The organism is Micromonospora sp. NPDC092111 (assembly GCF_044755745.1).
Classification (GTDB): Bacteria; Actinomycetota; Actinomycetes; order Mycobacteriales; family Micromonosporaceae; genus Micromonospora.
In genome coordinates, this window is record NZ_JBIVRQ010000011.1 from 51,782 (window position 1) to 75,233 (window position 23,452).

A 23,452-nucleotide genomic window follows, 5' to 3' on the forward strand; every position below is an offset into this window, starting at 1 on the left:
CGTCGCTGTCATCGATGCCTCCGGAAGGGATCCGACCTTCACCTGTTTTTGTTGTCGTCGGCAACCTATTCCGCGAAACGGCGACCTGCAAGGCCAGCGGCGGACGCAAGATGTAACAATCCGGCAATAAAGGCGACGGTCGGGGCCTGAGCTGCCCCCCGACCCGCCGCGACGTCCCGGGTCAGGCGGGAAGGGCGAGCCGCCCGATGGGAGCGACCCCGCCGCGCCGTCGAGGGAGCGTGCGGGGTCCAAGGGTCGACCGGTGCCGCCTCAGCCGGCGGTGATCCACTTCGCGATCGCCGCCGCCGGACCGTCGGTGAGCAGGATCGTGTAGTGGTTCGTGCCGCCGACCAGCTCGGTACGCAGTGCCGGCGCCTGGGCCCGCCAGTGCTGGACGAGCGGCTCGGGGAGCATGCCGGGCTCCTGACCGAACATGCCGCGTGGCGCGTAGAGCAGCACCGACGGCACGGTGAGCCCGATCAGGTCGGGCCCGAAGGACGCGGCGTTGACCAGCAGGTCGCGCCCGTCCTCGGCGACGGCGACGGCGTCGGTCCGGGACCGCACCGCGCCCTGCGGCCCGGTCGCGTCGTACCGGACGTACGCCGCCATGTGCTCGTTCCAGTCGCCGGCCAGGGCCGGATGCGCCCGGAAGAAGTCGAGGTACGCCTGCTCGGAGGCGAACGTGTCGCTCAACCGCGCGATCGCCGGGCCGAGGGTGGTGGCCAGGAGCTGGTCCGGATCGGCGTCCGGCGGCACCGGCAGGGGCAGCCCGCCGTCGACCAGGACCAGGCGGCTGAAGAGTTCCGGTCGGGTGGCCGTCGCGCGCAGCGCCGCGTACGCGCCCATCGACTGTCCGATCAGGACGACCGGTCGCCCGCCGCCGGCCTGTTCGGCGGCGGCGCAGATGTCGGCCGCGTGCCGGTCCATCCCGTACGGGCCGGGTAGCTGGTTGCTGCCGCCCCGGCCGCGCAGGTCGAGCGCGACGAGGCTCCAGTCGGTGGGCAACTGCGCCGCGACCGCGCGGAACGACATGCCGGAGGCGGTGATGCCGTGCGCGGCCAGGGCGATCCGTGGGCCGGTGCCGAACCGCAGCGCCGCCAGCGTGCCGCCCGGCACCGCGATCCGTACCTGCCCGACAGGCTCGACGTCCATCGCTCATCCTTCCTCGGCCGGTACGCCGACGAGCCGCAGCGCGAACCCCGCGAAGGCGTCGGTGACCTGTTCACGGGTGTACGGCTGGTCCGGGCCGAACCAGTTCGCCACGCGCATGCCCATGCTGCCGATCGCGATGCCGGTGAGCGTCACGTCGGCGCTGTGGAACACCCCCTGCGCCACCCCGCTGCCGAGCACCCCCAGCAGCATCTCGCGGCACTCCTCGCGCAGGGCCAGCGCGGGCGCGGCACGCTCCGGGGTGAGCGCGTGCAGTTCGTGGTTGGCGACCAGCGCCAGCAACGGGTAGTCGGTGTGGACGATCACCTGTGCCCGGACCAGTGCGGTGAGCTGCACGGCCGGTTCGGAAGCCGCGTGGGCGAGCGCCTGCCGCATCCGGCGGTGCAACTCCTCGTGGCCGATTTTGATCAACTCGGCGAGCATGTGCTCCTTGGACGGGTAGTGCGCGTAGAGGGTCGCCGAGTTGATCCCGACCTCGCGGGCGATGTCGCGGATCGAGGCGCCGAAGAAGCCGTACTCGGCGAAGAGCTTCAACGCGGCCCGGAGGACGCGTCCCCGGGTGCCGGCCGGCGTGACCCCGTCCGGGAGGTCGGCGCTGACCGCGGTGAGCCGGCGCGGTTCCCAGTTCAGGCGCGTCACGGGTCCGCCTCCTCGAAGGAGCCAAGCGATCGATTGGTTGACACCCTAGGGCATCGGGCGGATAGTGACCAGCATCACTCGATGCCAATCAATCGATTGGCAGTCCTGCCACGATGAAAGGAGGAGGGTGGGCATGTCCGATCCGTCCCCGGACCGTCCCGCTCCGACCCGGCTGTCCCGGTTCCGGCGCGGTGTCACCGCCGTGATCGCCGCCGTCGCCCTGCTGGTCGCCGGCGTGGTCGGTGCCGCACCGGCGCACGCGGCCGGCGGCACCTACTTCTCCGGCACCTACACCAACCTCGCCGGCATTCGTGACTACCACGGCTACCTGCCGTCGTCGTACCGCGCCGGCACGCCGATACCGCTGCTGGTCGCCCTGCACGGCTGCACCGAGAACGACGTCGGGTTCGACCTCCTCACCGGGCTGAGCGCGCTGGCCGAGCGACGCGGATTCATCGTCGTCTTCCCCGACCAGTCCGTCCTCGCCAACCCGGCGCAGTGCTGGAACTGGCCACTGACGACCAACCAGCGTCGCGGGTACGGCGAGCCCTCGATCATCGCGGGGATCACCACCCAGATCCGCTCGCGCTACACCGTCGACGCCCGCCGGATCTACGCCACCGGTGTCTCCGCGGGCGGGGTGCTGTCCGTGATCATGGGGGTGACCTACCCGGACATCTACGCCGCCGTGGGCAGCGTGGCCGGCTGCGAGTACGAGTGCGACGTCCTGCAACTACGCTCGCCCGACCGGGCCGGGCTCGACGCGTACCGGGAGATGGGCGGCCGGGCGCGGCCGGTACCGGTGATCGTCTTCCAGGGCACCGCCGACCTGGTGGTACGCCCCTCGACCGCCGACCGGATCGTCGGCCAGTGGGCGCAGACCGACGACCTCGCCATCGACGGCCTCGACGACAACGACGTCGACGCCGTACCGGACACCGTCGTGCGTGGCCAGGTGCCCGGCGGACGGACCTTCACCCACTCGACGTACACGTCGACGGGCGGCGCCGCCCTGATCGAGCAGTACCTGATCGACGGCGCGGGTCACGTCTACCCCGGCGGTTGCTCGTGCAGCCTCTACGGCGACCCCTCCGGCCCGGACGCGAGTGGCTTGAGCTGGGACTTCTTCCTGGCCCACCCGAGACCCTGACTCGTGGCGGCCAGCGTGGGCATCATGCTGTCCTGGCGGGTGCCGACCCGGCGTCCACGCAGGACTTCGGCGGCGGCCGGGTGGGCGCACCCGCCGGGATCGGCGGCCGGCACGGTCCAGCAGGGCCGGTGAGCGTGGGCCGTCGTGGCGGTCGCCGTGCTGCCTGCGGCGGATCGCCAGGGCGCAGCGCAGACGCGAGAATCCCCCCGGGCAGGATGCCCGGGGGGATTCTCGTCAGTTCGGATGGAGCGCGAACACTGTTGCCACGATCAGTGACTCACGATGGAATCGCGCTCTTGTGACTCTGTGTGCCCCCGGCAGGATTCGAACCTGCGCCCCCGCCTCCGGAGGGCGGTGCTCTATCCCCTGAGCTACGGGGGCTCAGCGACCTGAGAAGAGTAGCAAACCCCTTCCGCGATCGCCGAATCGGCATCGGCCGACCCGTCCGTGTCGCCGGCCCCGCCCGTCCCACCCGCGCCCGGCACGCGTCGGCGGCGAGCGGGGCCGCCGCCGGCCACCACGAACTCGCCGTGGCCCGCACGGGTCAGGCGGCGACCAGGGTGCGACCGCAGCTCGGGAGGGGGTGCAGGACGATGCGCCGGGGCAGCCGGCGGGGCCACTCGTTCTTGGGCCAGGAGCCGTCCACGATCAGGTGCACCGGGCGTTCGTCGGCCCCGCTGAGCCGCAGCACGAAGTCACGGGGCAGCGGCGGGTCCACGCTCGGTGTGGTCACCATGAACCGGACCCGGCCCCGGGACGACACCGCCGAGATCACGTCCGCGGCCGGCATGGTGCCCCGCAGGCGCACCCGGCCGATCCAGTAGACCTCCGCGTCGTGTTCCTGGGCGGCCCGGGTGATGGCCGGGTAGTCGCCGCGTACCCAGCGCTCGACCGCGCCGACGCAGAGCCCGCAGGCCCGCTCGCGCGGCTCCCGTGGCCCCAGCCCCCAGGCCCGCAGGTACGCCCCGACCGTGCCGGTCTCCATCGCCAGGTCGAACTGGCGCTCGATCAGCGCGGTGAGGCTCTGCCGCGTCCAGAGCTCCTCGTCCAGCCCGAACTCGTCGGGGTGGACCCCACGGAGCGTGTCGATGAGTTCGAGTTCCTGTTCCCGGCTGAGCGCTCCCGACTCGCCCTGCCGGTGTCCGCGACGGGCGGCTGCCACCGCTCCGTCACCGCCGATGGTGTGGCGCCGGCACCAGCTAGTGACCGACCGCCGCGCGTCTCTGAGTGCAACCCCCACGTCCTGCGCAACGAGCCCGAATCACAACTGGTCACGATATGTGGGTAGAAAAAGTCCTCATCGCCCGGAAACCGACAGAACGGCCCATAGTCGGTGAACTGCGCCGATTCTCGGCGAGTGCTGCCGGACCGCCGATGCTGCGCATCCACGGAGGCTGCCGAACCACGGAGGCCCGCGCCCGCCGGAGCGGGACGCGGGCCTCTCGGGCGGCGACGGGACGCTCAGCCACCCAGCCGCTTCAGGGCGTTCTGGAGGTTGGTCAGGTCCGTCTGCTGGGTGTTCTTCATGGTCTGCGCCACCGTGCGGACGTCGTCGTCCTGCCCGGCGTCGAGGATCCCCTGGATCATGTGGATCCCGCCCAGGTGGTGCTTGATCATCATCTGGAGGAAGAGCACGTCCAGCTCACGGCCCTGGGCGGTGCGCAGCTTCGCCATCTCCGCCGGCGTCGCCATGCCCGGCATCAGGCCGTCCTGGACCTTGCCGGCGCCGTCGGGCATCCACGCCATCCGGGGCTGCGAGCCGGTCGGGTCCAGCCCCCACAGCCGCAGCCAGGTCTGCATGGTGCCGATCTCGCCCTGCTGGCCGGTGGCGATGTCGCCGCCGACCTGCCGCACCTCGGGGTCGGTGCCCTGGCGGAAGGCGATCAGCCCCATCTCCACCGCCTGGGCGTGGTGGGTGGTCATGTCCCGGGCGAAGCCCGCCTCCGCCGAGCCGTCCCCCGGACGGGTGAACGTCGGGGTCAGCAGACCGCCGGCGTACCCGAGGAGGAGCCCGACCACGACGGCCGCGGCCAGCACGAGCACGCCGTACCGCCCCGCCGGCCGGCGGTCAGCCGAGGTGGTGGCCGGCGGCTCGGCGGGCGGCAGGTCGGTGGTCACGGGGGCGGTCATCGCCACGTCCTCACTGGGTCGGCTGCTGCTGCTGCGGGACGTTGTCGCGCGGGGCGGTGCCGGTGGCCGTGATGCCCTCGCCGCAGTTGGCGGTCGGGCCCTCGACCGAGGCGTTCACCCGCAGCGTCTTGATGAACTCGTCGATCCGGCTGTCGTCGGCGTTGTCGACCTTGAGCTGGTAGCCCCAGGCCTGGAGCGAGATCGCCTTGTCCAGCCCGTCGAACGGGCTGAGCATGGTCTTCTCCACGCCCTGCACCTTGCTCTTGAGCTTCGCGACCTGGTCGGCCGGCAGGTCGGTGCGGTAGGTGACCCAGACCGTGCCGTGCTCCAGGCTGTGCACCGCGTGCTCGTTGGCGATCGGGGCGTCGTAGACGTCGCCCATGCAGTTCTGCCAGGCCGGGTTGTGCGGGCCACCCACCGGCGGGAGGACGTCGTACTTGATCGCGCCCTGCTGGTGCTGGCCGCCCTGGACGAGCTTCTTGTCCTTCTCGCGGAAGTTGACGATGCCGTCGATGTCGGCGGCCCGCTTCTCCCACGACTTGGAGCCCTGGAAGGCCGCGTACGCGCCGTAGCCGATGATCGACGCGGCGAGCACGCCCACGGCGACGAAGAGGGCGATCGGCCCCCAGGGCCGGCCCTGGCCCACCTTCACCGGCGTGATCGGCTTGCGGGGGCCCTTGCCGCCCGAGGTCTGGCGGGGCGTGCTGCCCGCCGACTTGTCGGCCCCGGCCTTGGCGCCGGACGCGGGCCGGCCCGCCGCCGGCTTCTTGCCGGTGCTGACCACGGTCGGACGGCGCTCAGGGCCGCCCGGGGTGCTGATGCTCATCGTGCCTCGTCAGGTCGGTCGGTCAGGGGATCTGGCGGGCCGGGTGACGCTCAGGGTCGCCGCCGAGTGCCCGAGTCTACCCCCGATAACATGGTTCGGTGACTCCCGCAGAACTCGCCGAGGTCGTCCTCTCCGCAGCCCACGCCGTCTTCACCGAGCGCGGGTTCGACCCCGCCGCGCTTCCGGAGCGCACGACGGTGGAGCGACCGCGCCACCCCGACCACGGCGACTACGCCTCGACGCTGGCGCTCCAGCTCAGCAAGAAGGTGGGCGTCCCGCCCCGGGAGCTGGCCGCCGCGCTGGCCGAGCAGCTCGGCCGGGCCGCCGGGGTCAAGTCGGTGGAGATCGCCGGTCCGGGCTTCCTCAACATCCGGCTGGACGCGGCCGCCGCCGGCCAGCTCGCCCGGGCGATCGTCGAGTCCGGCACGGAGTACGGCCGCAGCGAGCGGCTCGCCGGCCTGAAGATCAACCTGGAGTTCGTCTCGGCGAACCCGACCGGCCCGGTGCACATCGGCGGGGTCCGCTGGGCCGCCGTCGGCGACGCGCTCAGCCGGCTGCTGCGGGCCACCGGCGCGGACGTCGGCACCGAGTACTACTTCAACGACGCCGGCTCGCAGATCGACCGGTTCGCCCGGTCGTTGCTGGCCGCCGCGAAGGGCGAGCCGGCCCCCGAGGACGGCTACGGCGGGGCGTACATCGCCGAGATCGCCGGGCAGGTCCGCGCGATCCGGCCGGACGTGCTCGACCTGGCCGACGCCGCTGCCCAGGAGGTGTTCCGGGTCGAGGGCGTGGCGCTGATGTTCGCCGAGATCAGGTCCTCGCTGCGCAGCTTCGGGGTGGAGTTCGACACCTACTTCAACGAGAAGGACCTGCACGACCGGGGCGAGCTGGACCTGGCGTTGAACCGGCTGCGGGAGCAGGGGCACCTGTTCGAGGCCGACGGGGCCACCTGGCTGCGCACCACCGACTTCGGCGACGACAAGGACCGGGTGCTGCGCAAGTCCAACGGCGAGTGGACGTACTTCGCCGCCGACTGCGCCTACTACCTGGACAAGCGGGAGCGCGGCTTCGAGCGGGTCGTGATCATGCTGGGCGCCGACCACCACGGCTACCTCGGCCGGATGAAGGCGATGTCCGCCTGCTTCGGCGACGACCCGGCCGTCAACCTGGAGATCCTCATCGGCCAACTGGTCAACCTGGTCCGCGACGGCGCCCCGGTGCGGATGAGCAAGCGGGCCGGCACGGTGGTCACCCTGGAGGACCTGGTCGACGCGATCGGGGTGGACGCCTCCCGGTACGCGTTGGCCCGCTACTCCAGCGACTCGCCGATCGACATCGACGTCGAGCTGTGGACCCGGGCCACCCGCGACAACCCGGTCTACTACGTGCAGTACGTGGCCGCCCGGACGGCCAGCGTCGGCCGCAACGCCGCCGAGGTCGGCCTGGACCGGGGTGACGCGGACGCCTTCCGGCCGGAGCTGCTCGACCACGAGAAGGAGAACGAACTGCTCAAGGCGCTCGCCGAGTTCCCCGCCGTGGTCGCCGCCGCCGCCGAGCTGCGCGAACCGCACCGGGTCGCCCGCTACCTGGAGGACCTGGCCGGGGCGTACCACCGGTTCTACGACAACTGCCGGATCCTGCCGCGCGGCGACGAGGAGGTCACCGACCTGCACCGGGCCCGGCTCTGGCTGAACGACGCCACCCGTACGGTGATCGCCAACGGGCTGCGCCTGCTCGGCGTCTCCGCGCCGGAGCGGATGTGAGCACGGTGCGCGAACCCACCCACCGGCCGGACGGAGGACCGCGCTGATGCGTGCCCACGAAGCCGGTGCCCTGCACGGCGACATCGGCCACCGGGGGCCGGCCTGGCTGCGTACCCCGGTGGACGTCAACGCCCTGGTGCCGCAGTTGTGGCCGCGCCAGGTGGCGCGCGCCGCGGACGGCGCGCTGACCGTCGCCGGCCTCGACGTCCGCGACCTGGTGGCCGAGTACGGCACCCCGGCGTACGTCCTCGACGAGGACGACCTGCGCTCCCGCGCCCGGGACTTCCGGGCCGCCTTCCCCGACGTGGACGTCTACTACGCCGGCAAGGCGTTCCTCTGCCGGGCGGTGGTCCGCATGATCGCCGAGGAGGGGCTGCACCTGGACGTCTGCACCGGCGGTGAGCTGGCCACCGCGCTGTCGGCCGGGATGCCGGCGGAGCGGATCGGCTTCCACGGCAACAACAAGTCGACCGCCGAGCTGACCCGGGCGCTGGACGCCGGGGTGGGGCGGATCATCCTCGACTCGTTCACCGAGATCGACCGGCTCACCGCGCTGGCCCGCGAGCGCGGGGTCCGGCCCGGGGTGCTGATCCGGGTCACCGTCGGCGTGGAGGCGCACACCCACGAGTTCATCGCCACCGCCCACGAGGACCAGAAGTTCGGCTTCTCGCTCACCGGCGGGGCCGCCGCCGCGGCGGCCGTCAAGGTCATTGACGAGGGCGTGCTGGACCTGCGCGGCCTGCACTCGCACATCGGCTCGCAGATCTTCGACGCCAGCGGCTTCGAGGTGTCCGCCCGCCGGGTGCTCGCCCTCCAGGCGCAGATCCGCGACGCCCGGGGGGTGGAGCTGCCCGAGCTGGACCTGGGCGGCGGCTTCGGCATCGCGTACACCACCCAGGACGACCCGGCCACCCCGGCGGAGCTGGCCAAGCGGCTCCGCAAGATCGTCGACTCGGAGTGCGCGGCGGAGAACCTGCTCGTGCCGCACCTGTCGATCGAGCCGGGCCGGGCCGTCGTCGGGCCCGCCGTCTTCACCCTCTACGAGGTGGGCACCGTCAAGGACGTCGACGGGATCCGGACGTACGTGAGCGTGGACGGCGGGATGAGCGACAACATCCGCACCGCCCTCTACGACGCGTCGTACTCGGCGACGTTGGCCAACCGGGCCTCGACGGCGGAGCCGCTGCTCGCCCGCGTGGTGGGAAAGCACTGTGAGTCCGGGGACATCGTGGTGAAGGATGAATTCCTGCCCGCCGACGTGCAGCCCGGAGATCTTGTCGCGGTCCCCGGCACGGGTGCGTACTGCCGGAGCATGGCCAGCAACTACAACCACGTGCCCCGGCCCCCGGTGGTCGCGGTGCGAAACGGCCGGGCCCGGCTGATCGTCCGCCGGGAGACCGAAGAAGACCTGCTCGCTTTGGATGTGGGATGACGTCACCTGTGCGCTTGGCGCTGCTCGGCTGCGGCACGGTCGGTAGTGAGGTGGTCCGGCTGCTGCACGAGCAGTCGACCGACCTCGCCGCCCGGATCGGCGCTCCGCTGGAGATCGCCGGCATCGCCGTACGCCGGGTCGGCCGGGACCGGGGCGACCTCCCCGTCGACCCGGCGGTGTTCACCACCGACCCGCTCGGCCTGATCAAACGCGACGACGTGGACGTCGTCGTCGAGGTGGTCGGCGGCATCGAGCCGGCCCGGAGCTGGCTGGTGGAGGCGCTGCGGGCCGGCAAGAGCGTGGTCACCGCCAACAAGGCGCTGCTCGCCGAGGACGGCGCGGCGCTGCACGACGCCGCCGCCGAGGGCGGTGCCGACCTCTACTTCGAGGCCAGCGTCGCCGGGGCGATCCCGCTGCTGCGTCCGCTGCGCGAGTCGTTGCACGGGGACCGGATCAACCGGGTCACCGGCATCGTCAACGGCACCACCAACTTCATCCTCTCCGCCATGGACGCCACCGGCGCCGGCTTCGCCGAAGCCCTGGAGGAGGCCACCGAGCTGGGCTACGCCGAGGCCGACCCGACCGCCGACGTGGAGGGCTTCGACGCCGCCGCGAAGGCCGCCATCCTCGCCTCGCTGGCGTTCCACACCCGGGTCACCGCCGCCGACGTGCACCGCGAGGGCATCACCGAGGTGACCGCCGCCGACATGGCCAGCGCCAAGGCGATGGGCTGCACCATCAAGCTGCTGTGCATCGCCGCCCGGGGCACCGACCCGGCCGGCCGGGAGACGGTCGGCGTCCGGGTGCACCCGGCGATGATCCCGCTGGGCCACCCCCTCGCCAGCGTCGGCGACGCGTTCAACGCGGTCTTCGTCGAGGCCGAGGCGGCCGGGCAACTGATGTTCTACGGCCGGGGCGCCGGTGGCGCGCCCACCGCCAGCGCCGTCCTCGGCGACGTGGTGGCGGTGGCCCGCAACCGGCTCGCCGGCGCGCACGCGGCCAGCGAGTCCGCCTACGCCGACCTGCTGGTCCGGCCGATGGGGGAGGCGCTGACCCGCTACCACATCAGCCTCGACGTGGCCGACCGGCCGGGTGTGCTCCAGGCGGTGGCCGGGGTGTTCGCCCGGCACGACGTCTCGATCGCCACCGTCCGCCAGGGGCCGGCGGGTGGCGGGCCGGCCGGCCGGGGTGAGGACGCCGACCTGGTCATCGTCACCCACGTCGCGCCCGACGCCGCGCTCGCCGCGACGGTGCGGGAGCTGCGCGGGCTGGACATCGTCCGGTCGGTGGCCAGCGTGCTACGGGTCGAGGGCGGGGCGTAACCCGGCGTCTCGCCTGGTGGTTAGGTGCGGGTGCGGGGTGGGCCGGCCCGCGAGGGTGGTCCAGGCTGGAGGGGGCCCCGGCGCGACCGGGGTGGCGGTAGAGGCGAGGAGAGCGAGATGTGGCGGGGTCTGATCGAGACGTACCGGGACCGGCTGCCGGTCACCGACGCCACTCCCGTCGTCACCCTGCACGAGGGGAACACCCCGCTGCTGCCCGCGCCGGTGCTCTCCGCCCGGCTCGGCTGTGACGTCCACCTGAAGGTCGAGGGCGCCAACCCGACCGGCTCGTTCAAGGACCGGGGCATGACGCTCGCCGTCTCCAAGGCCGTCGAGGCCGGCGACAAGGCGATCATCTGCGCCTCCACCGGCAACACCAGCGCCTCCGCCGCGGCGTACGCGGCCCGGGCCGGGATCACCTGCGCGGTGCTGGTGCCGCAGGGCAAGATCGCGCTGGGCAAGCTGGCCCAGGCGTTGGTCCACGGCGCGAAGCTGCTCCAGGTGCAGGGCAACTTCGACGACTGTCTGGCGCTCGCCGCCAAGCTCGCCCAGGACTACCCGGTGGCGCTGGTCAACTCGGTCAACCCGGACCGGCTGCACGGCCAGAAGACGGCCGCCTTCGAGATCGTCGAGGCGCTCGGCGACGCCCCCGACATCCACTGCCTGCCGGTCGGCAACGCCGGCAACATCTCGGCGTACTGGCTGGGCTACTCGGAGGACCTGCACCACGGCAACGCCACCAAGGCCCCGAAGATGTACGGCTTCCAGGCCGCCGGGGCGGCTCCCATCGTCACCGGCCAGGTGGTGCCCGAGCCGTCCACCATCGCCACCGCCATCCGGATCGGCAACCCGGCGAGCTGGACCAAGGCCCTCGACGCCCGGGACGCCTCGCACGGCCTGATCGCGGCGGTCACCGACCGGGAGATCCTGGCGGCGTACCGGCTGCTCGCCCGGGAGGTGGGGGTCTTCGTCGAGCTGGGCAGCGCGGCCAGCGTGGCCGGCCTGCTCCAGCAGGCCGCGGCGGGTCTCGTCCCGGCCGGTTCCACGGTCGTCTGCACGGTCACCGGGCACGGCCTGAAGGACCCGGAGTGGGCGATCTCCACCGCCCCCGCCCCGCTCACCATCGCCAACGACGCCCTCGCCGCCGCCCGCTCGCTGGACCTGGCCTGATCCACCCCCCACCCCGCCCGACCCACCCCTGCCGCCCGGCGCTCGTCCCGCCGGCTCCCGCTGATCACGAGATCGGCGGCACCGGTCACGCGCTCTCCCCGCCGGTAATCCCACGATCGACAGGTGGGGAGGGCGGCCGGGGAGCGGGTGGCGACCCCGAGGGGGTGGGGGAGATCGGGTCGGGCAGACTTTGACTGCCCCCGTATCCCTCTCCCAGGAGTGAGCCACGCCGATGTCGCTGCTCGCCAGATCCAGTCTCGCCAACCGGGGCCTCGTCGCCCTGATCGCGGTGGTGACCGCGGCGTTCGGGGCGTTCGCCGTGCCCTCGCTCAAGCAGCAGCTCCTGCCGTCGCTGGAGTTCCCGGGCGCGTTCGTCGTCGCGGTCTACCCCGGTGCCTCGCCGGAGATCGTCGAGTCGCAGGTCACCGAGCCGATCGAGAACAGCCTGCAGAGCATCTCCGGCCTGGAGAAGGTCGTCTCCACGTCGCGGGAGGGGTCGGCGACCGTCTCGGTGCAGTTCGCGTTCGGCACCGACGTCGACGACGTGGCCAACAAGATGCAGACCGCGCTCAGCCGGATCGACGCGCAACTGCCGGCCGAGGTCGACCCGCAGGTCATCACCGGCAGCACCGACGACCTGCCGGCCGTGGTGCTGGCCGCCACCGGAGGCGGTGACGAGCAGGCGCTCGCCGACAAGCTGCGCGCCACCGTCGTGCCCGAGTTGGAGGGGATCGACGGCGTCCGCTCGGTCTCGGTGACCGGCACCCGCGACCAGGTCGTGACGATCATTCCGAACCCGGCGAAGTTCGCCGCCGCGAAGCTGGCGCCGACCGCCATCGCCACCGCGCTGAAGACCAACGGGGTCGCCGTCCCGGCCGGTGCGGTTGTCGACGGCACCCGCGCGCTGCCGGTGCAGGTGGGCGCCCCGGTCACCACCCTGGACGAGTTGCGCGGCATCGTGCTCACCTCGACCGCGCCGAAGACCGCTCCGGTCCGCCTCGGTGACGTGGCGACCGTCGAGCAGCAGCTCGCCCCGGCCAGCGCGCTCACCCGCACCAACGGCAAGGAGAGCATCGGCGTCCAGGTCACCGCGTCCCCGGACGGCAACGCGGTGCGGATCTCGCACGACATCCGGGACCGGCTGGACGACCTGCGCTCCGCCTCCGGCGCCGAGCTGACCATCGTCTTCGACCAGGCCCCGTTCGTCGAGAAGTCGATCGAGAGCCTGACCACCGAGGGCCTGCTCGGCCTGCTGATGGCGGTCGTGGTGATCCTGGTCTTCCTGCTCTCGGTGCGCTCCACCCTGGTCACCGCGGTCTCCATCCCACTGTCGGTGGTGGTGGCCCTGCTCGCGCTCTGGATCGGCGACTACTCGCTCAACCTGCTCACCCTGGGCGCGCTCACCATCGCGGTCGGCCGGGTGGTCGACGACTCGATCGTGGTGTTGGAGAACATCAAACGCCATCTGGAGTACGGCGAACCCAAGCGGGACGCGATCGTCGTCGCGGTCCGTGAGGTGGCTGGGGCGGTCACCGCGTCGACCCTCACCACGGTCGCGGTGTTCGCGCCGATCGCGCTGGTGGGCGGCTTCGTCGGGCAGCTCTTCGCGCCGTTCGCGATCACCGTCACGGTGGCCCTGCTCGCCTCGCTGCTGGTGTCGCTGACCGTGATCCCGGTGCTGGCGTACTGGTTCCTCAAGCCGCCGCGCGACGGGGTGGACGACGCCGTCCGGCGGGCCGCCGAGGAGAAGGAGCTGCGCAGCCCGTTGCAGCGGGCGTACCTGCCGGCCATCGGGTTCGCCACCCGGACCCGCCGGACCCGCTGGATCACCGTGGCGGTGGGGATCCTGGTGCTGTTCGGCACCTTCGGGCTGGCCCAGAAGCTGGAGACCAACTTCCTGGACGACTCCGGCCAGGACACCCTGAGCATCAGCCAGAAGCTGCCGGCCGGGTCGGGGCTGGCCGCCACCGACCAGGCGGCCCGCCGGGTCGAGGAGGTGCTGGGGCGTACCGACGGGGTCGAGACGTACCAGGTGACCGCGGGCGGCAGCGACCGGCCGTGGGAGGGCGGCGGGGGCAACAACACCGCCCGCTGGTCGGTGGCGCTCGGTGGCGACACCGACGCCAAGGAGATGAAGCGGGTGTTGCGCGCCGAGTTCGACAAGCTCGGTCCGGACGCCGGCGAGCTGAGCTTCGACGCCGGGCAGGGCGGCGCCTCGGGCAACCAGTTGGAGGTCGTCGTCCAGGCCGCCGACCAGGAGACCCTGAACCGGGCCGCCGAGGAGGTCCGGTCCGCGATGGCCGGCACCCCCGGCGTCGAGGACGTCGCCACCAGCCTGGCCGACCGGGTGCCCCGGGTCGACGTCACCGTCGACCGGCTGGCGGCGGCCCGGGTGGGGCTGAGCGAGGCGGCGGTCGGGCAGTTGGTCGCCCAGGCGTACCGGGGCAGCCCGCTGGGCCGGGTGACGCTGGACGGCGGCCAGCAGGACGTGGTGCTGCGGAGCACGGTCGACCCGCCGCTGACCGTGGAGCAGCTACGGGCGCTGCCGGTCGGCCCGGTGAAGCTGGACGCCATCGCCGAGGTCACCCAGGGCGACGGGCCGCAGCAGGTGACCCGGATCGACGGCGAGCGCAGCGTGTCGGTGACCGGCACGGCCACCGGCTCGAATCTCGGCGCGACGACGCAGAAGTTGACGAAGCGGCTGGACGGCATCGACCTGCCGGGGGCGACGATCACCGTCGGTGGCGCCAGCGCCCAGCAGCAGGACGCCTTCGGTGACCTGGGCCTGGCCGTGCTGGCCGCGATCGCGATCGTCTTCCTGATCATGGTGGCGACGTTCCGGAGCATCACCCAGGCGCTGATCCTGCTGATCTCGATCCCGTTCGCGGCGACCGGCGCGATCGGCCTGCTGCTGGCGACCGGCACCCCGCTGGGCGTGCCGGCGCTGATCGGCGTGCTGATGCTGGTCGGCATCGTGGTGACCAACGCGATCGTGCTGCTCGACCTGGTCAACCAGTACCGGGCCCAGGGGATGGGGGTCACCGAGGCGGTGGTCGAGGGCGGCCGGCGTCGGCTGCGGCCGATCCTGATGACCGCGGTGGCCACCATCTTCGCGCTGCTGCCGATGGCCCTCGGCCTCACCGGCGAGGGCGGCTTCATCTCCCAGCCGCTCGCGGTGGTGGTGATCGGCGGCCTGCTCAGCTCCACGCTGCTCACCCTGGTCCTGGTGCCGACCCTCTACACGATGGTGGAGCGGACCAAGGAGTCGCTGGGCGGGCGGCGGGCCCGTCGTCGCGGGCCGACGTCCGGCAGCGCGGACCCGGCCGGGGAGGCCGCCGTCGAGCGGCCCGAGGCCGACCCGGTCCCGGCCCCGGCGGGTGCCCCCGGTACGGCGGCCGTGCCGCCGGCCCGGCCCAGGCCCTCGGCCGCCCTGGTGGACGGCACCGACCAGTTCGAGGTGCTGCGGCTGCCGAAGAGCCGGCAGTCGCCGCTGCCGCCGAGCGAGTAGTTCCGCCGGCCCGGCGCGGCACCGCCCGACCGCCGAGCCTCCGACCGCCCCCGGCCCCGGTGTCACCGGCCGGGGGCGCGTCGTGTCGGCCCCGGGACACCGGACTGCCGGCCCGGTACGGTCACCCTGTGGTCACCCACCGTCGGTTGTCGCTCACCCACCGAGGGTGATGACACGGACGGGGGTGGGATGGTCGACGCGGGCGGCGGGCGCTGGAGCCGGCGGCGGGTGCTGGGCGGCGGGGCGCTGCTGGCCGGGGGCGCCGCGCTGGGCGCCGCCGGGATGTCGCAGGGGGCCTGGCTCGCCGACCGGCACCTCCCGGTGTCCGGCGGCCCGGCCAGCGCCACCGTCGGCAACCGGCGGCAGGAGGTGGGTGCCGGCGGACTCCAGGTGGTCTGGCACGTACCGACCACCGACCGGCTGGTCGCGCTCACCTTCGACGACGGGCCGCTGCCACGGTGGACGCCGACGGTACTGGACACCCTGGACCGGTACGGGGTCTCGGCCACCTTCTTCCTGGTCGGTCAGCGGGTCCGCCGGCACGGCGAGCTGATCCGGGGTCGGTTGGCCCGGCACGAGGTGGGCAACCACAGTTGGCGGCACCGGGACCTGGCGCGGCTGGCCGCCGCCGAGGTGCACGACGACCTTCGCCGGTCCCACGAGGCGATCGCGGAGGTCGCCGGGGTGCCGCCCCGGCTGGCCCGGCCCCCGTACGGCCACGTCGGCGGCGGGGTGCTGCACGCCGCCGTACGCCTCGACTACCGCGTCGTGCTCTGGTCCCTGCAGATGGTGGAGGGTGGGTACCCGGACGACCCGGCCGGGCACGCCCGGCGGATCGTGGCCGACGTCGTGCCGGGCACCATCCTGCTGGCCCACGACGGCGGGTCGGAGAACCGCCAGGTGGCGCTGCGGGGGCTGGGCGCGATGATCAACGGGCTGCGGGACCGGGGCTACACCTTCGTCACCGTCTCCCAACTGCTCGGCCGGGCGACCGGGGGGTAGGGTTCGGGCACGTGTCCTCCACGTTCTCGGTCCTCGCCCGCAACCGGGACTTCCGCAACCTCTTCCTGGCCGAGCTGGTGGTGTTCGGCGCCGACTGGTTCGTCATGGTGCCGCTGCTGGTGCTGCTGCCGCAGTTGACCGGCAGCGGCGTGTGGGGCGCGTTGGTGCTCGCGCTGGACACCGGGGTGGTGGCGTTGCTGCTGCCGTACACCGGCACCATCGCCGACCGGTTCGACCGCCGCAAGACCATGATGGTGGCGAACGGCGCGACCCTGCTCGGCGTGCTGCTGCTGCTCGGCGTCCGGGACGCCGGCACGGCCTGGCTGGCCATGGTCGCGATCACCGCGATGGCGGTCGGCAAGGCGTTCTACTCGCCGGCCGCACAGGCCGCCCTGCCCAACGTGCTCGACCCCGCCGACCTGGCGGCGGGCAACGCCGTCGCCGGCTCGGCCTGGGGCACGATGACCGTGGTCGGCGCGTCCCTCGGTGGCGTGCTCAGCGCGGCGGTCGGGCCGTACGCCTGCTTCTGGGTGGCGGTGGTCGGCCTGACCCTGGCCGCCGGCCTGGCCGCGCTGATCCGCCGGCCGTTGCAGGCCCCCCGGGAGGCGGACCAGCCGACGCCGCGCACCTGGGCGGCGATCCGCGAGGCGCTGGGCCACATCGGGCACCGGCCCCGGGTGCTGGCCCTGGTCACGGTGAAGTCCGCGGTCGGGCTGGGCAACGGCGTGCTGACCGTCTTCCCGCTGCTGGCCGCCGTGTACGGCGTCGGGCCGGTCGGCACCGGCCTGCTCTTCGCGGCGCGCGGCGCCGGGGCGTTGGTCGGGCCGATCCTGATGAGTCGGGTGCTGACCAACCGGGCCTGGCTGCTGCCCGGCCTGGCCCTGTCGATGTCCCTGTACGGCCTGGCCTACCTCGGTGCGTCGGTGGCGACCTGGTTCCCGCTGGTGCTGGTGCTGGTGTTCGCCGCCCACTTCGGCGGCGGCAGCAACTGGGTGCTGTCCAACTTCGCCCTCCAGGGCGAGGTGCCGGACCGGCTGCGCGGCCGGGTGTTCGCCACCGACATGATGCTGGCGACCCTGGCCATCTCGGTCAGCCAGCTCGTGGTGGCCGCCGTCGTGGACGTGGTGGACGAGCGGGTGGTGCTGGCCGGCTGCGCCCTGGTCACCCTCGGGTACGCGGTCGGCTGGCGGATCGCCACCCGGCGGCTCTCGCTCGTCGACCCGGCCGGCCGGCCCGCAACGGAGCCGGCCCGCTGAGGCGTCGTCAGTCCGGGCGGGTGACCTGCTGCGGGGCGACCGGTGGGCGGTCAGACCCGCCCCACGGCGTGGCGGTCGGGTCGGCTGCCGCCGGGGCGGTGCCCGGATCGGTGGCCGGAGGCGGCCAGCCGCCCCACCCGCCGACGGGCGCGGGCGGTGCGGCCCGGCCGGCGAACACGGCGGCGACGATCATGCCCAGGCCGATCGGGTAGCCGATCCACTGGACCGCGCTGACCGTGAGATTCAGCAGCTCGAACTGGCGCAGGCCGCCGGAGCCCACCCGGGAGCGGACCAGGTCCGGCAGGGCCAGCAACCAGACCACGCTGACCAGTTCCATCAGTAGCAGGACGGTGGCCCCGGCGAGGAGCAACGGTCGGGCCCGGCCGGGCAGTCGCCGTCGCGCCGTGCCGGCGAGAACCAGCGCGACCAGCAGCAGGAGCAGGGTGGGCAGGACCCCCACCAACTGCATGAACCGGTACCCGAACATGCCCATGTCGCCTCCCGACTGCCGCTGGATCGGCGTCAGGCTAACCGAGGTGGGCCGGTCCCACCGTCCGGGCGAGCAGGCGCGACGTCACCCCGGGGCCCTAGCATGAGCCGGTGCCGACGACTTTCGCCTCCGGGCCGGTGCGGGTGAGGGTGCCCGCGACCAGCGCCAACCTGGGCCCCGGTTTTGACGCCCTCGGGCTCGCCCTCGGCCTGCACGACGACGTGGCGGCCGAGGTGACCCCGGCCGGCGTACGGGTGGCGGTGGCCGGCGAGGGCGCCGGCGAACTGCCGGCGGACGACCGGCACCTGGTGGCCGCCGCGATGCGGACCGCCTTCGACGTGCTCGGCGGGCAGCCGCCGGGGCTGGCGCTGGAGTGCGTCAACCGGATCCCGCAGGCCCGGGGGCTGGGCTCCTCCTCGGCCGCCATCGTCGCCGGGGTGCTGCTGGCCCGGGCGCTGGTCACCGACGGCACGGAACGGCTCGACGACGCCGCCGTGCTGCGGCTGGCCGCCGAGATCGAGGGCCATCCGGACAATGTCGCCCCCTGCCTGCTCGGCGGCTTCACCGTCGCCTGGACGGAGTCCACCGGTGCCCGGGCGGTCTCGCTGCCGGTCGCCGGGGGCGTCCGTCCCACGGTCTTCGTCCCGGCCGGGCGGGGGTTGACGGCGACTGCGCGGGCGGCGCTGCCGGCCACCGTGCCGCACGCCGACGCGGCATCGAACGCGGGCCGGTCGGCGTTGCTGGTGCACGCGCTGACGGCCGAGCCCGCGCTGTTGCTGCCGGCCACCGTCGACCGGCTGCACCAGGACTACCGCGCCTCGGGCATGCCGGAGACGGCGGCCCTGGTCAGAGCGTTGCGTGCGGCCGGTGTGGCGGCCGTGGTCAGTGGGGCGGGGCCGACCGCGCTGGCGTTCACCGAGCCGCCCGGCGGGTTCGAACCGGGAACAGAATGGGAAGTCTGGCGGTTGCCGGTAGAGGTGCGCGGCGCGACGGTCGCGCGGGGTAGACTGGGACACGCCGAGCGGGACCCTGTTGCCGCAGGTCGGAAGAGTTGATTACGCTCTAGACTCAGCACAGCCGCGAAGCATGCGATCTCCCTGCGGGTCGGCGCACCCCCGAAGCTCTCGGCGGTCAGCCCGTCACCCCTGCCAAAGGCCCACGCCGCACCGCAGTTTCCACAGGTCGCCACAGACGGCGAGACCTGCTCACCGATTCTGGTGAGTCGGGAAACCGACTGGCTGCTGTGCTACAGACTCCCGCGACGCGTCATGCGAGGCGGGTGCACCGAGGCCGCCCGGCCACCTTGCTTGTCGACTCCGGGCAGTCCCGGCCTATCGAGGGAAGGAATCCATTGAGCGACACCACCGACGTGACGTCGGATGTTTCCAACGTCGCTGGCGATGCCACCACCGCCGCCCCCGCCCGCCGTCGGCGTAGCGGCACCGGCCTGTCGGCGATGCTGCTGCCGGAGCTGCAGAGCCTGGCCGCGTCGCTCGGCATCTCCGGTACGGCACGCATGCGCAAGGGCGAGCTGATCAGCGCGATCTCCGAGCGGCAGCAGGGCGGCGGCGCCACCGGCACCCCTCGACCGCGGGCCGAGGTGGCGGCTGCGGCTGCCCCCGCCCGTGAGGAGGTCCGCGCCGAGGTGGCCCCGGAGCGGACCGCGGAGCCGGCGTCCACCGCCCCGGCCGCCACCGGTGAGACCGAGGGTCGGCCCCGGACCCGGCGCAGCCGGGCCGCCGCAGCCGAGAGCCGGCCAGCCGAGGAGCGGGCCGCCGAGAGCCGGCCGACCGAGGCGCGGACCGTCGAGACGCGGACCGAGGAGGCACCGGCCGAGGCCGGCGAGCGTCCCGAGCGGGCCGAGGGCCGTGGTGGCCGCGACCGTGGCGAGCGGGCCGAGCGGGCCGGCGGCGAGCGAACCGAGCGTGGCGAGCGTGGCGAGCGAACCGAGCGTGGCGAGCGGGCCGGCGGCGAGCGAGCCGAGCGCGGCGACCGTGGTGACCGCGCCGAGCGCGGTGAGCGGGCCGGCGGCGAGCGGGCCGAGCGCGGTGAGCGGGCCGGCAGTGACCGCGCCGAGCGCGGTGAGCGGGCCGGCAGTGACCGGGCCGAGCGCGGTGAGCGGGCCGGCAGTGAGCGGGCCGAGCGCGGCGAGCGGGTCGGCAGTGACCGGGGCGACCGCAACGACCGGGGCGACCGCAACGATCGCGGTGACCGCAACAACGACCGTGGCGGCGACCGGGCCCAGCGCGACAACGACCCGGACGACGATGGCGAGGGCGGCGGTCGGCGTGGCCGGCGCAGCCGGTTCCGGGACCGCCGACGCGGCCGGGGCGACCGGGTCGAGGGCAACGGCGACAACGGCGGTGGCCGTGAGCCGCAGGTCGGCGAGGACGACGTGCTGGTCCCGGTGGCCGGCATCATCGACGTGCTCGACAACTACGCCTTCGTCCGGACCACCGGCTACCTGGCCGGCCCGAACGACGTGTACGTCTCGATGTCGCAGATCAAGAAGTACGGCCTGCGCCGGGGTGACGCGATCACCGGTGCCGTGCGGGCTGCCCGGGACAGCAGCAGCGGCGACCAGCGGCGGGACAAGTACAACCCGCTGGTCCGGCTGGACACCATCAACGGCATGGAGCCGGACGAGGCGAAGCGTCGTCCCGAGTTCTACAAGCTGACCCCGCTGTACCCGCAGGAGCGGCTGCGGCTGGAGACCGAGCCGCACATCCTGACCACCCGGGTGATCGACCTGGTCATGCCGCTCGGCAAGGGGCAGCGGGCGTTGATCGTGTCGCCGCCGAAGGCCGGTAAGACGATGGTGCTCCAGGCGATCGCGAACGCGATCACGCACAACAACCCGGAGTGCCACCTGATGGTGGTGCTGGTGGACGAGCGGCCCGAAGAGGTCACCGACATGCAGCGTTCGGTGAAGGGCGAGGTCATCGCGGCCACGTTCGACCGTCCGCCGCAGGACCACACCACGGTGGCGGAGTTGGCGATCGAGCGGGCCAAGCGCCTGGTCGAGCTGGGGCACGACGTGGTCGTGCTGCTCGACTCGGTGACCCGGCTCGGCCGGTCGTACAACCTGGCGGCGCCGGCCTCCGGCCGGATCATGTCGGGTGGTATCGACTCCACCGCGCTCTACCCGCCGAAGCGGTTCCTGGGTGCGGCCCGCAACATCGAGAACGGCGGCTCGCTGACCATCCTCGCCACCGCGCTGGTGGAGACCGGGTCCATGGCGGACACGGTCATCTTCGAGGAGTTCAAGGGCACCGGTAACGCGGAGCTGAAGCTGGACCGGAAGATCGCCGACAAGCGCACCTTCCCGGCGGTGGACGTCAGCTCGTCCGGTACGCGTAAGGAGGAGATCCTGCTCGCGCCGGAGGAGTTGGCCATCATCCACAAGCTCCGCAAGGTGCTGCACTCGCTGGACTCGCAGGCGGCGCTGGACCTGCTGCTCGACCGGCTCAAGCAGTCCCGCACCAACATCGAGTTCCTGATGCAGATCGCCAAGTCGACGCCGGGGGAGTGACCGCACCCGGTTGACACCACGACGAGGGGCACGGCCGCACCGGCCGTGCCCCTCGTCGTACCCGGGGTGTCCGGGGCGGAATTTTCCTTCGGTTAAGGCGCCAGGTCTTGAAAATTCTGTCCGGTGACGGGTTGACTGTCGCCCATCCGGACCCGGTCGCGCCGGCCAGCGGCGTCCGGGCCGGGATCATCCGACGGCGGCGGAGGAACCTGGGGAGGCGCCCGCCGCCTGACCGGCCGCCGCCGGGCGGGCTCCTGGCTCTGGGGAGGAGCCCGCCCGGCCGGGGGTCGGCCCGCCGGCCGGCAGCGGCACGTCCGGACGGCCGTCGGTGGCCCGGAGGAGAGTCGGGACCGGCGACGTTCCGGTAGCGGACATCCGGGTACGAACCGGGTGTGGCGCCGCCCGGGGAATGCTGGTCGCGGGCGGCGGGAATGCTGCCGATGCGGCGGGCGTTACCACCGCCGGACCGATCGTGCGGCCCGCCCGTCGGGTCGGCTCACGCCCATGGCACACTGGTCAATCGGCCACCGGTTCCGGTTCACGCCCGAGTCCGTCGCGCACCGGGCGACGGGGAGATCAGCGGCGACCCGGCGACCACCTGACGAAAGGACCGAGGCGACATGAAGCCCAACATCCACCCGCAGTACGTGACCACCGAGGTCAAGTGCTCCTGCGGCAACTCCTTCACGACCCGCAGCACCGCCAAGGGCGGCGCGATCAGCGTCGAGACCTGCAGCGCCTGCCACCCGTTCTACACCGGCAAGCAGCGCGTCCTCGACACCGCCGGCCGGGTCGCCAAGTTCCAGCAGAAGTACGCCAAGGTTCAGGCGAAGAAGGCCAAGTAGCTCCACCGACGACGCCCGTGTCCGGCCCTGTGCCGGGCACGGGCGTTCGTCCGTTCCGCCCACTTTTCCGCCACCCGCCTGGACGTCGTCGAAGGAGCACCCCCGCATGAGCAGCGAGCGCCTGGCCGCCCTCCTCGACGAGTACGCCGGGCTGGAGAAGCGGCTGGCCGACCCGGCCATCCACGCCGACCAGAACACCGCCCGGCGGGTGGGCCGCCGCTACGCCGAGCTGGTCCCGCTGCACAAGGCGGCCGGCGAGCTGGAGCAGGCCCGCGCCGACCTGACCGCGGCCCGGGAACTGGCGGCCGAGGACCCGGCGTTCGCCGACGAGGCGGAGTCGATCGCGGCGGGCCTGCCGGCGCTGGAGGAGCGGCTGGCCGAACTGCTGATCCCGCGCGACCCGCACGACGCCAAGGACGTGATCATCGAGATCAAGGCCGGCGAGGGTGGCGAGGAGTCCGCGCTGTTCGCCGGTGACCTGCTGCGGATGTACACCCGGTACGCGGAGCGGCACGGCTGGCTCACCGAGGTGATCGACGCGCAGGACTCCGACCTCGGCGGGGTCAAGGACGTCTCGCTGGCGATCAAGACCAAGGGCGTGCCGGACGGCGGCAACGGCGTCTGGTCCCGGCTCAAGTGGGAGGGCGGCGTGCACCGGGTGCAGCGGGTCCCGGTCACCGAGTCGCAGGGCCGCATCCACACCAGCGCGGCCGGCGTCCTGGTGCTGCCCGAGGCGGAGGACGTCGACGTCACGATCGACCCGAACGACCTGCGGATCGACGTGTTCCGCTCGTCCGGGCCGGGCGGCCAGTCGGTGAACACCACCGACTCGGCGGTGCGGATCACCCACCTGCCCACCGGTGTGGTGGTCTCCTGCCAGAACGAGAAGTCGCAGTTGCAGAACCGCGAGCAGGCGATGCGCATCCTGCGGGCCCGGCTGCTGGCGGTGGCGCAGGAGCAGGCCGACGCCGCCGCCTCGGACGCCCGCAAGGCGCAGGTGCGCACGGTGGACCGCTCGGAGCGGATCCGCACCTACAACTTCCCGCAGAACCGGATCACCGACCACCGGATCGGCTACACGGCGTACAACCTCGACCTGGCCCTCGCCGGTGAGCTGGACGGCGTGCTGGACGCCCTCGCCGAGGCCGACCGGGCCGCCCGGCTGGCCGGCGACACCGAGCTGACCCGCCGCTGACCCGGGCCCGCCCGGGTCGGCCAGC

The 23,452-nt window shown here is 73.2% G+C and carries 18 protein-coding genes and 1 tRNA gene; 12 read left to right on the plus strand and 7 right to left on the minus strand.

Features of this window, described 5'->3' with window-relative positions:
- Positions 1 to 270 precede the first annotated feature (270 nt).
- Entirely contained in the window at positions 271 to 1,152 is an 882-nt protein-coding gene (locus ACIQG9_RS20860) for an alpha/beta hydrolase (protein ID WP_400404751.1), read from the minus strand.
- Between the two features lie 3 nt (positions 1,153 to 1,155).
- Positions 1,156 to 1,809 carry a TetR/AcrR family transcriptional regulator gene (locus ACIQG9_RS20865; protein WP_400404753.1) on the minus strand — a complete coding sequence of 218 codons (654 nt, stop codon included), beginning with the start codon at positions 1,807 to 1,809 and terminating at the stop codon, positions 1,156 to 1,158.
- A gap of 133 nt (positions 1,810 to 1,942) precedes the next feature.
- On the opposite strand from ACIQG9_RS20865, the gene ACIQG9_RS20870 reads away from it, so the two are divergent.
- Complete coding sequence (locus ACIQG9_RS20870) at positions 1,943 to 2,959, plus strand: alpha/beta hydrolase family esterase (protein WP_400404756.1); 1,017 nt, start codon at positions 1,943 to 1,945, stop codon at positions 2,957 to 2,959.
- Between the two features lie 309 nt (positions 2,960 to 3,268).
- On the opposite strand, the gene ACIQG9_RS20875 is transcribed toward ACIQG9_RS20870, so the two are convergent.
- The 4 genes from ACIQG9_RS20875 to ACIQG9_RS20890 form a co-directional block, all read right to left on the minus strand.
- Positions 3,269 to 3,340 (minus strand) — tRNA-Arg (locus tag ACIQG9_RS20875).
- 163 nt (positions 3,341 to 3,503) lie between these two features.
- Positions 3,504 to 4,199 carry a winged helix-turn-helix domain-containing protein gene (locus ACIQG9_RS20880; RefSeq protein ID WP_400404759.1) on the minus strand — a complete coding sequence of 232 codons (696 nt, stop codon included), beginning with the start codon at positions 4,197 to 4,199 and terminating at the stop codon, positions 3,504 to 3,506.
- Between the two features lie 221 nt (positions 4,200 to 4,420).
- Complete coding sequence (locus ACIQG9_RS20885; protein WP_400404762.1) at positions 4,421 to 5,089, minus strand: DUF305 domain-containing protein; 669 nt, start codon at positions 5,087 to 5,089, stop codon at positions 4,421 to 4,423.
- Between the two features lie 10 nt (positions 5,090 to 5,099).
- On the minus strand, positions 5,100 to 5,915 hold the full coding sequence (locus tag ACIQG9_RS20890; protein WP_400404764.1) for a DUF3105 domain-containing protein: 816 nt from the start codon (positions 5,913 to 5,915) through the stop codon (positions 5,100 to 5,102).
- Positions 5,916 to 6,013: 98 nt separating this feature from the next.
- On the opposite strand from ACIQG9_RS20890, the gene argS reads away from it, so the two are divergent.
- The 7 genes from argS to ACIQG9_RS20925 all read left to right on the plus strand — a co-directional run bounded on the left by argS (position 6,014) and on the right by ACIQG9_RS20925 (position 17,365).
- The gene (gene argS, locus ACIQG9_RS20895) at positions 6,014 to 7,678 is read left to right on the plus strand and encodes an arginine--tRNA ligase (RefSeq protein WP_400404767.1); all 1,665 of its coding nucleotides are present in this window, start codon (positions 6,014 to 6,016) and stop codon (positions 7,676 to 7,678) included.
- Between the two features lie 46 nt (positions 7,679 to 7,724).
- Positions 7,725 to 9,110, plus strand: a complete 1,386-nt coding sequence (gene lysA, locus ACIQG9_RS20900; RefSeq protein ID WP_400404770.1) for a diaminopimelate decarboxylase — start codon at positions 7,725 to 7,727, stop codon at positions 9,108 to 9,110.
- 8 nt (positions 9,111 to 9,118) lie between these two features.
- A complete protein-coding gene (locus ACIQG9_RS20905) occupies positions 9,119 to 10,432 on the plus strand; it encodes a homoserine dehydrogenase (RefSeq protein WP_400405183.1) in 1,314 nt (437 codons plus the stop codon).
- 117 nt (positions 10,433 to 10,549) lie between these two features.
- Positions 10,550 to 11,599 carry a threonine synthase gene (gene thrC / locus ACIQG9_RS20910; RefSeq protein ID WP_400404772.1) on the plus strand — a complete coding sequence of 350 codons (1,050 nt, stop codon included), beginning with the start codon at positions 10,550 to 10,552 and terminating at the stop codon, positions 11,597 to 11,599.
- A gap of 232 nt (positions 11,600 to 11,831) precedes the next feature.
- A complete protein-coding gene (locus tag ACIQG9_RS20915; RefSeq protein ID WP_400404775.1) occupies positions 11,832 to 15,107 on the plus strand; it encodes an efflux RND transporter permease subunit in 3,276 nt (1,091 codons plus the stop codon).
- A 189-nt stretch (positions 15,108 to 15,296) separates the two neighbouring features.
- Positions 15,297 to 16,109: a polysaccharide deacetylase family protein gene (locus ACIQG9_RS20920; RefSeq protein ID WP_400404777.1), complete on the plus strand. Its 813-nt coding sequence runs from the start codon at positions 15,297 to 15,299 to the stop codon at positions 16,107 to 16,109.
- Positions 16,110 to 16,120: 11 nt separating this feature from the next.
- On the plus strand, positions 16,121 to 17,365 hold the full coding sequence (locus ACIQG9_RS20925; RefSeq protein WP_400404780.1) for an MFS transporter: 1,245 nt from the start codon (positions 16,121 to 16,123) through the stop codon (positions 17,363 to 17,365).
- Between the two features lie 7 nt (positions 17,366 to 17,372).
- On the opposite strand, the gene ACIQG9_RS20930 is transcribed toward ACIQG9_RS20925, so the two are convergent.
- Entirely contained in the window at positions 17,373 to 17,858 is a 486-nt protein-coding gene (locus tag ACIQG9_RS20930) for a hypothetical protein (RefSeq protein WP_400404782.1), read from the minus strand.
- A gap of 107 nt (positions 17,859 to 17,965) precedes the next feature.
- Here ACIQG9_RS20930 and thrB point away from each other — a divergent pair, with 107 nt between their 5' ends.
- The 4 genes from thrB to prfA all read left to right on the plus strand — a co-directional run bounded on the left by thrB (position 17,966) and on the right by prfA (position 23,427).
- The gene (gene thrB, locus ACIQG9_RS20935; protein ID WP_400404785.1) at positions 17,966 to 18,910 is read left to right on the plus strand and encodes a homoserine kinase; all 945 of its coding nucleotides are present in this window, start codon (positions 17,966 to 17,968) and stop codon (positions 18,908 to 18,910) included.
- Positions 18,911 to 19,206: 296 nt separating this feature from the next.
- Positions 19,207 to 21,387 (plus strand): transcription termination factor Rho, encoded by a 2,181-nt coding sequence (gene rho, locus ACIQG9_RS20940; protein ID WP_400404788.1) that lies wholly within the window; start codon positions 19,207 to 19,209, stop codon positions 21,385 to 21,387.
- A 620-nt stretch (positions 21,388 to 22,007) separates the two neighbouring features.
- Positions 22,008 to 22,232: a 50S ribosomal protein L31 gene (rpmE, locus tag ACIQG9_RS20945; RefSeq protein WP_400404791.1), complete on the plus strand. Its 225-nt coding sequence runs from the start codon at positions 22,008 to 22,010 to the stop codon at positions 22,230 to 22,232.
- 106 nt (positions 22,233 to 22,338) lie between these two features.
- The gene (gene prfA / locus ACIQG9_RS20950) at positions 22,339 to 23,427 is read left to right on the plus strand and encodes a peptide chain release factor 1 (protein ID WP_400404794.1); all 1,089 of its coding nucleotides are present in this window, start codon (positions 22,339 to 22,341) and stop codon (positions 23,425 to 23,427) included.
- Positions 23,428 to 23,452: the final 25 nt, after the last annotated feature.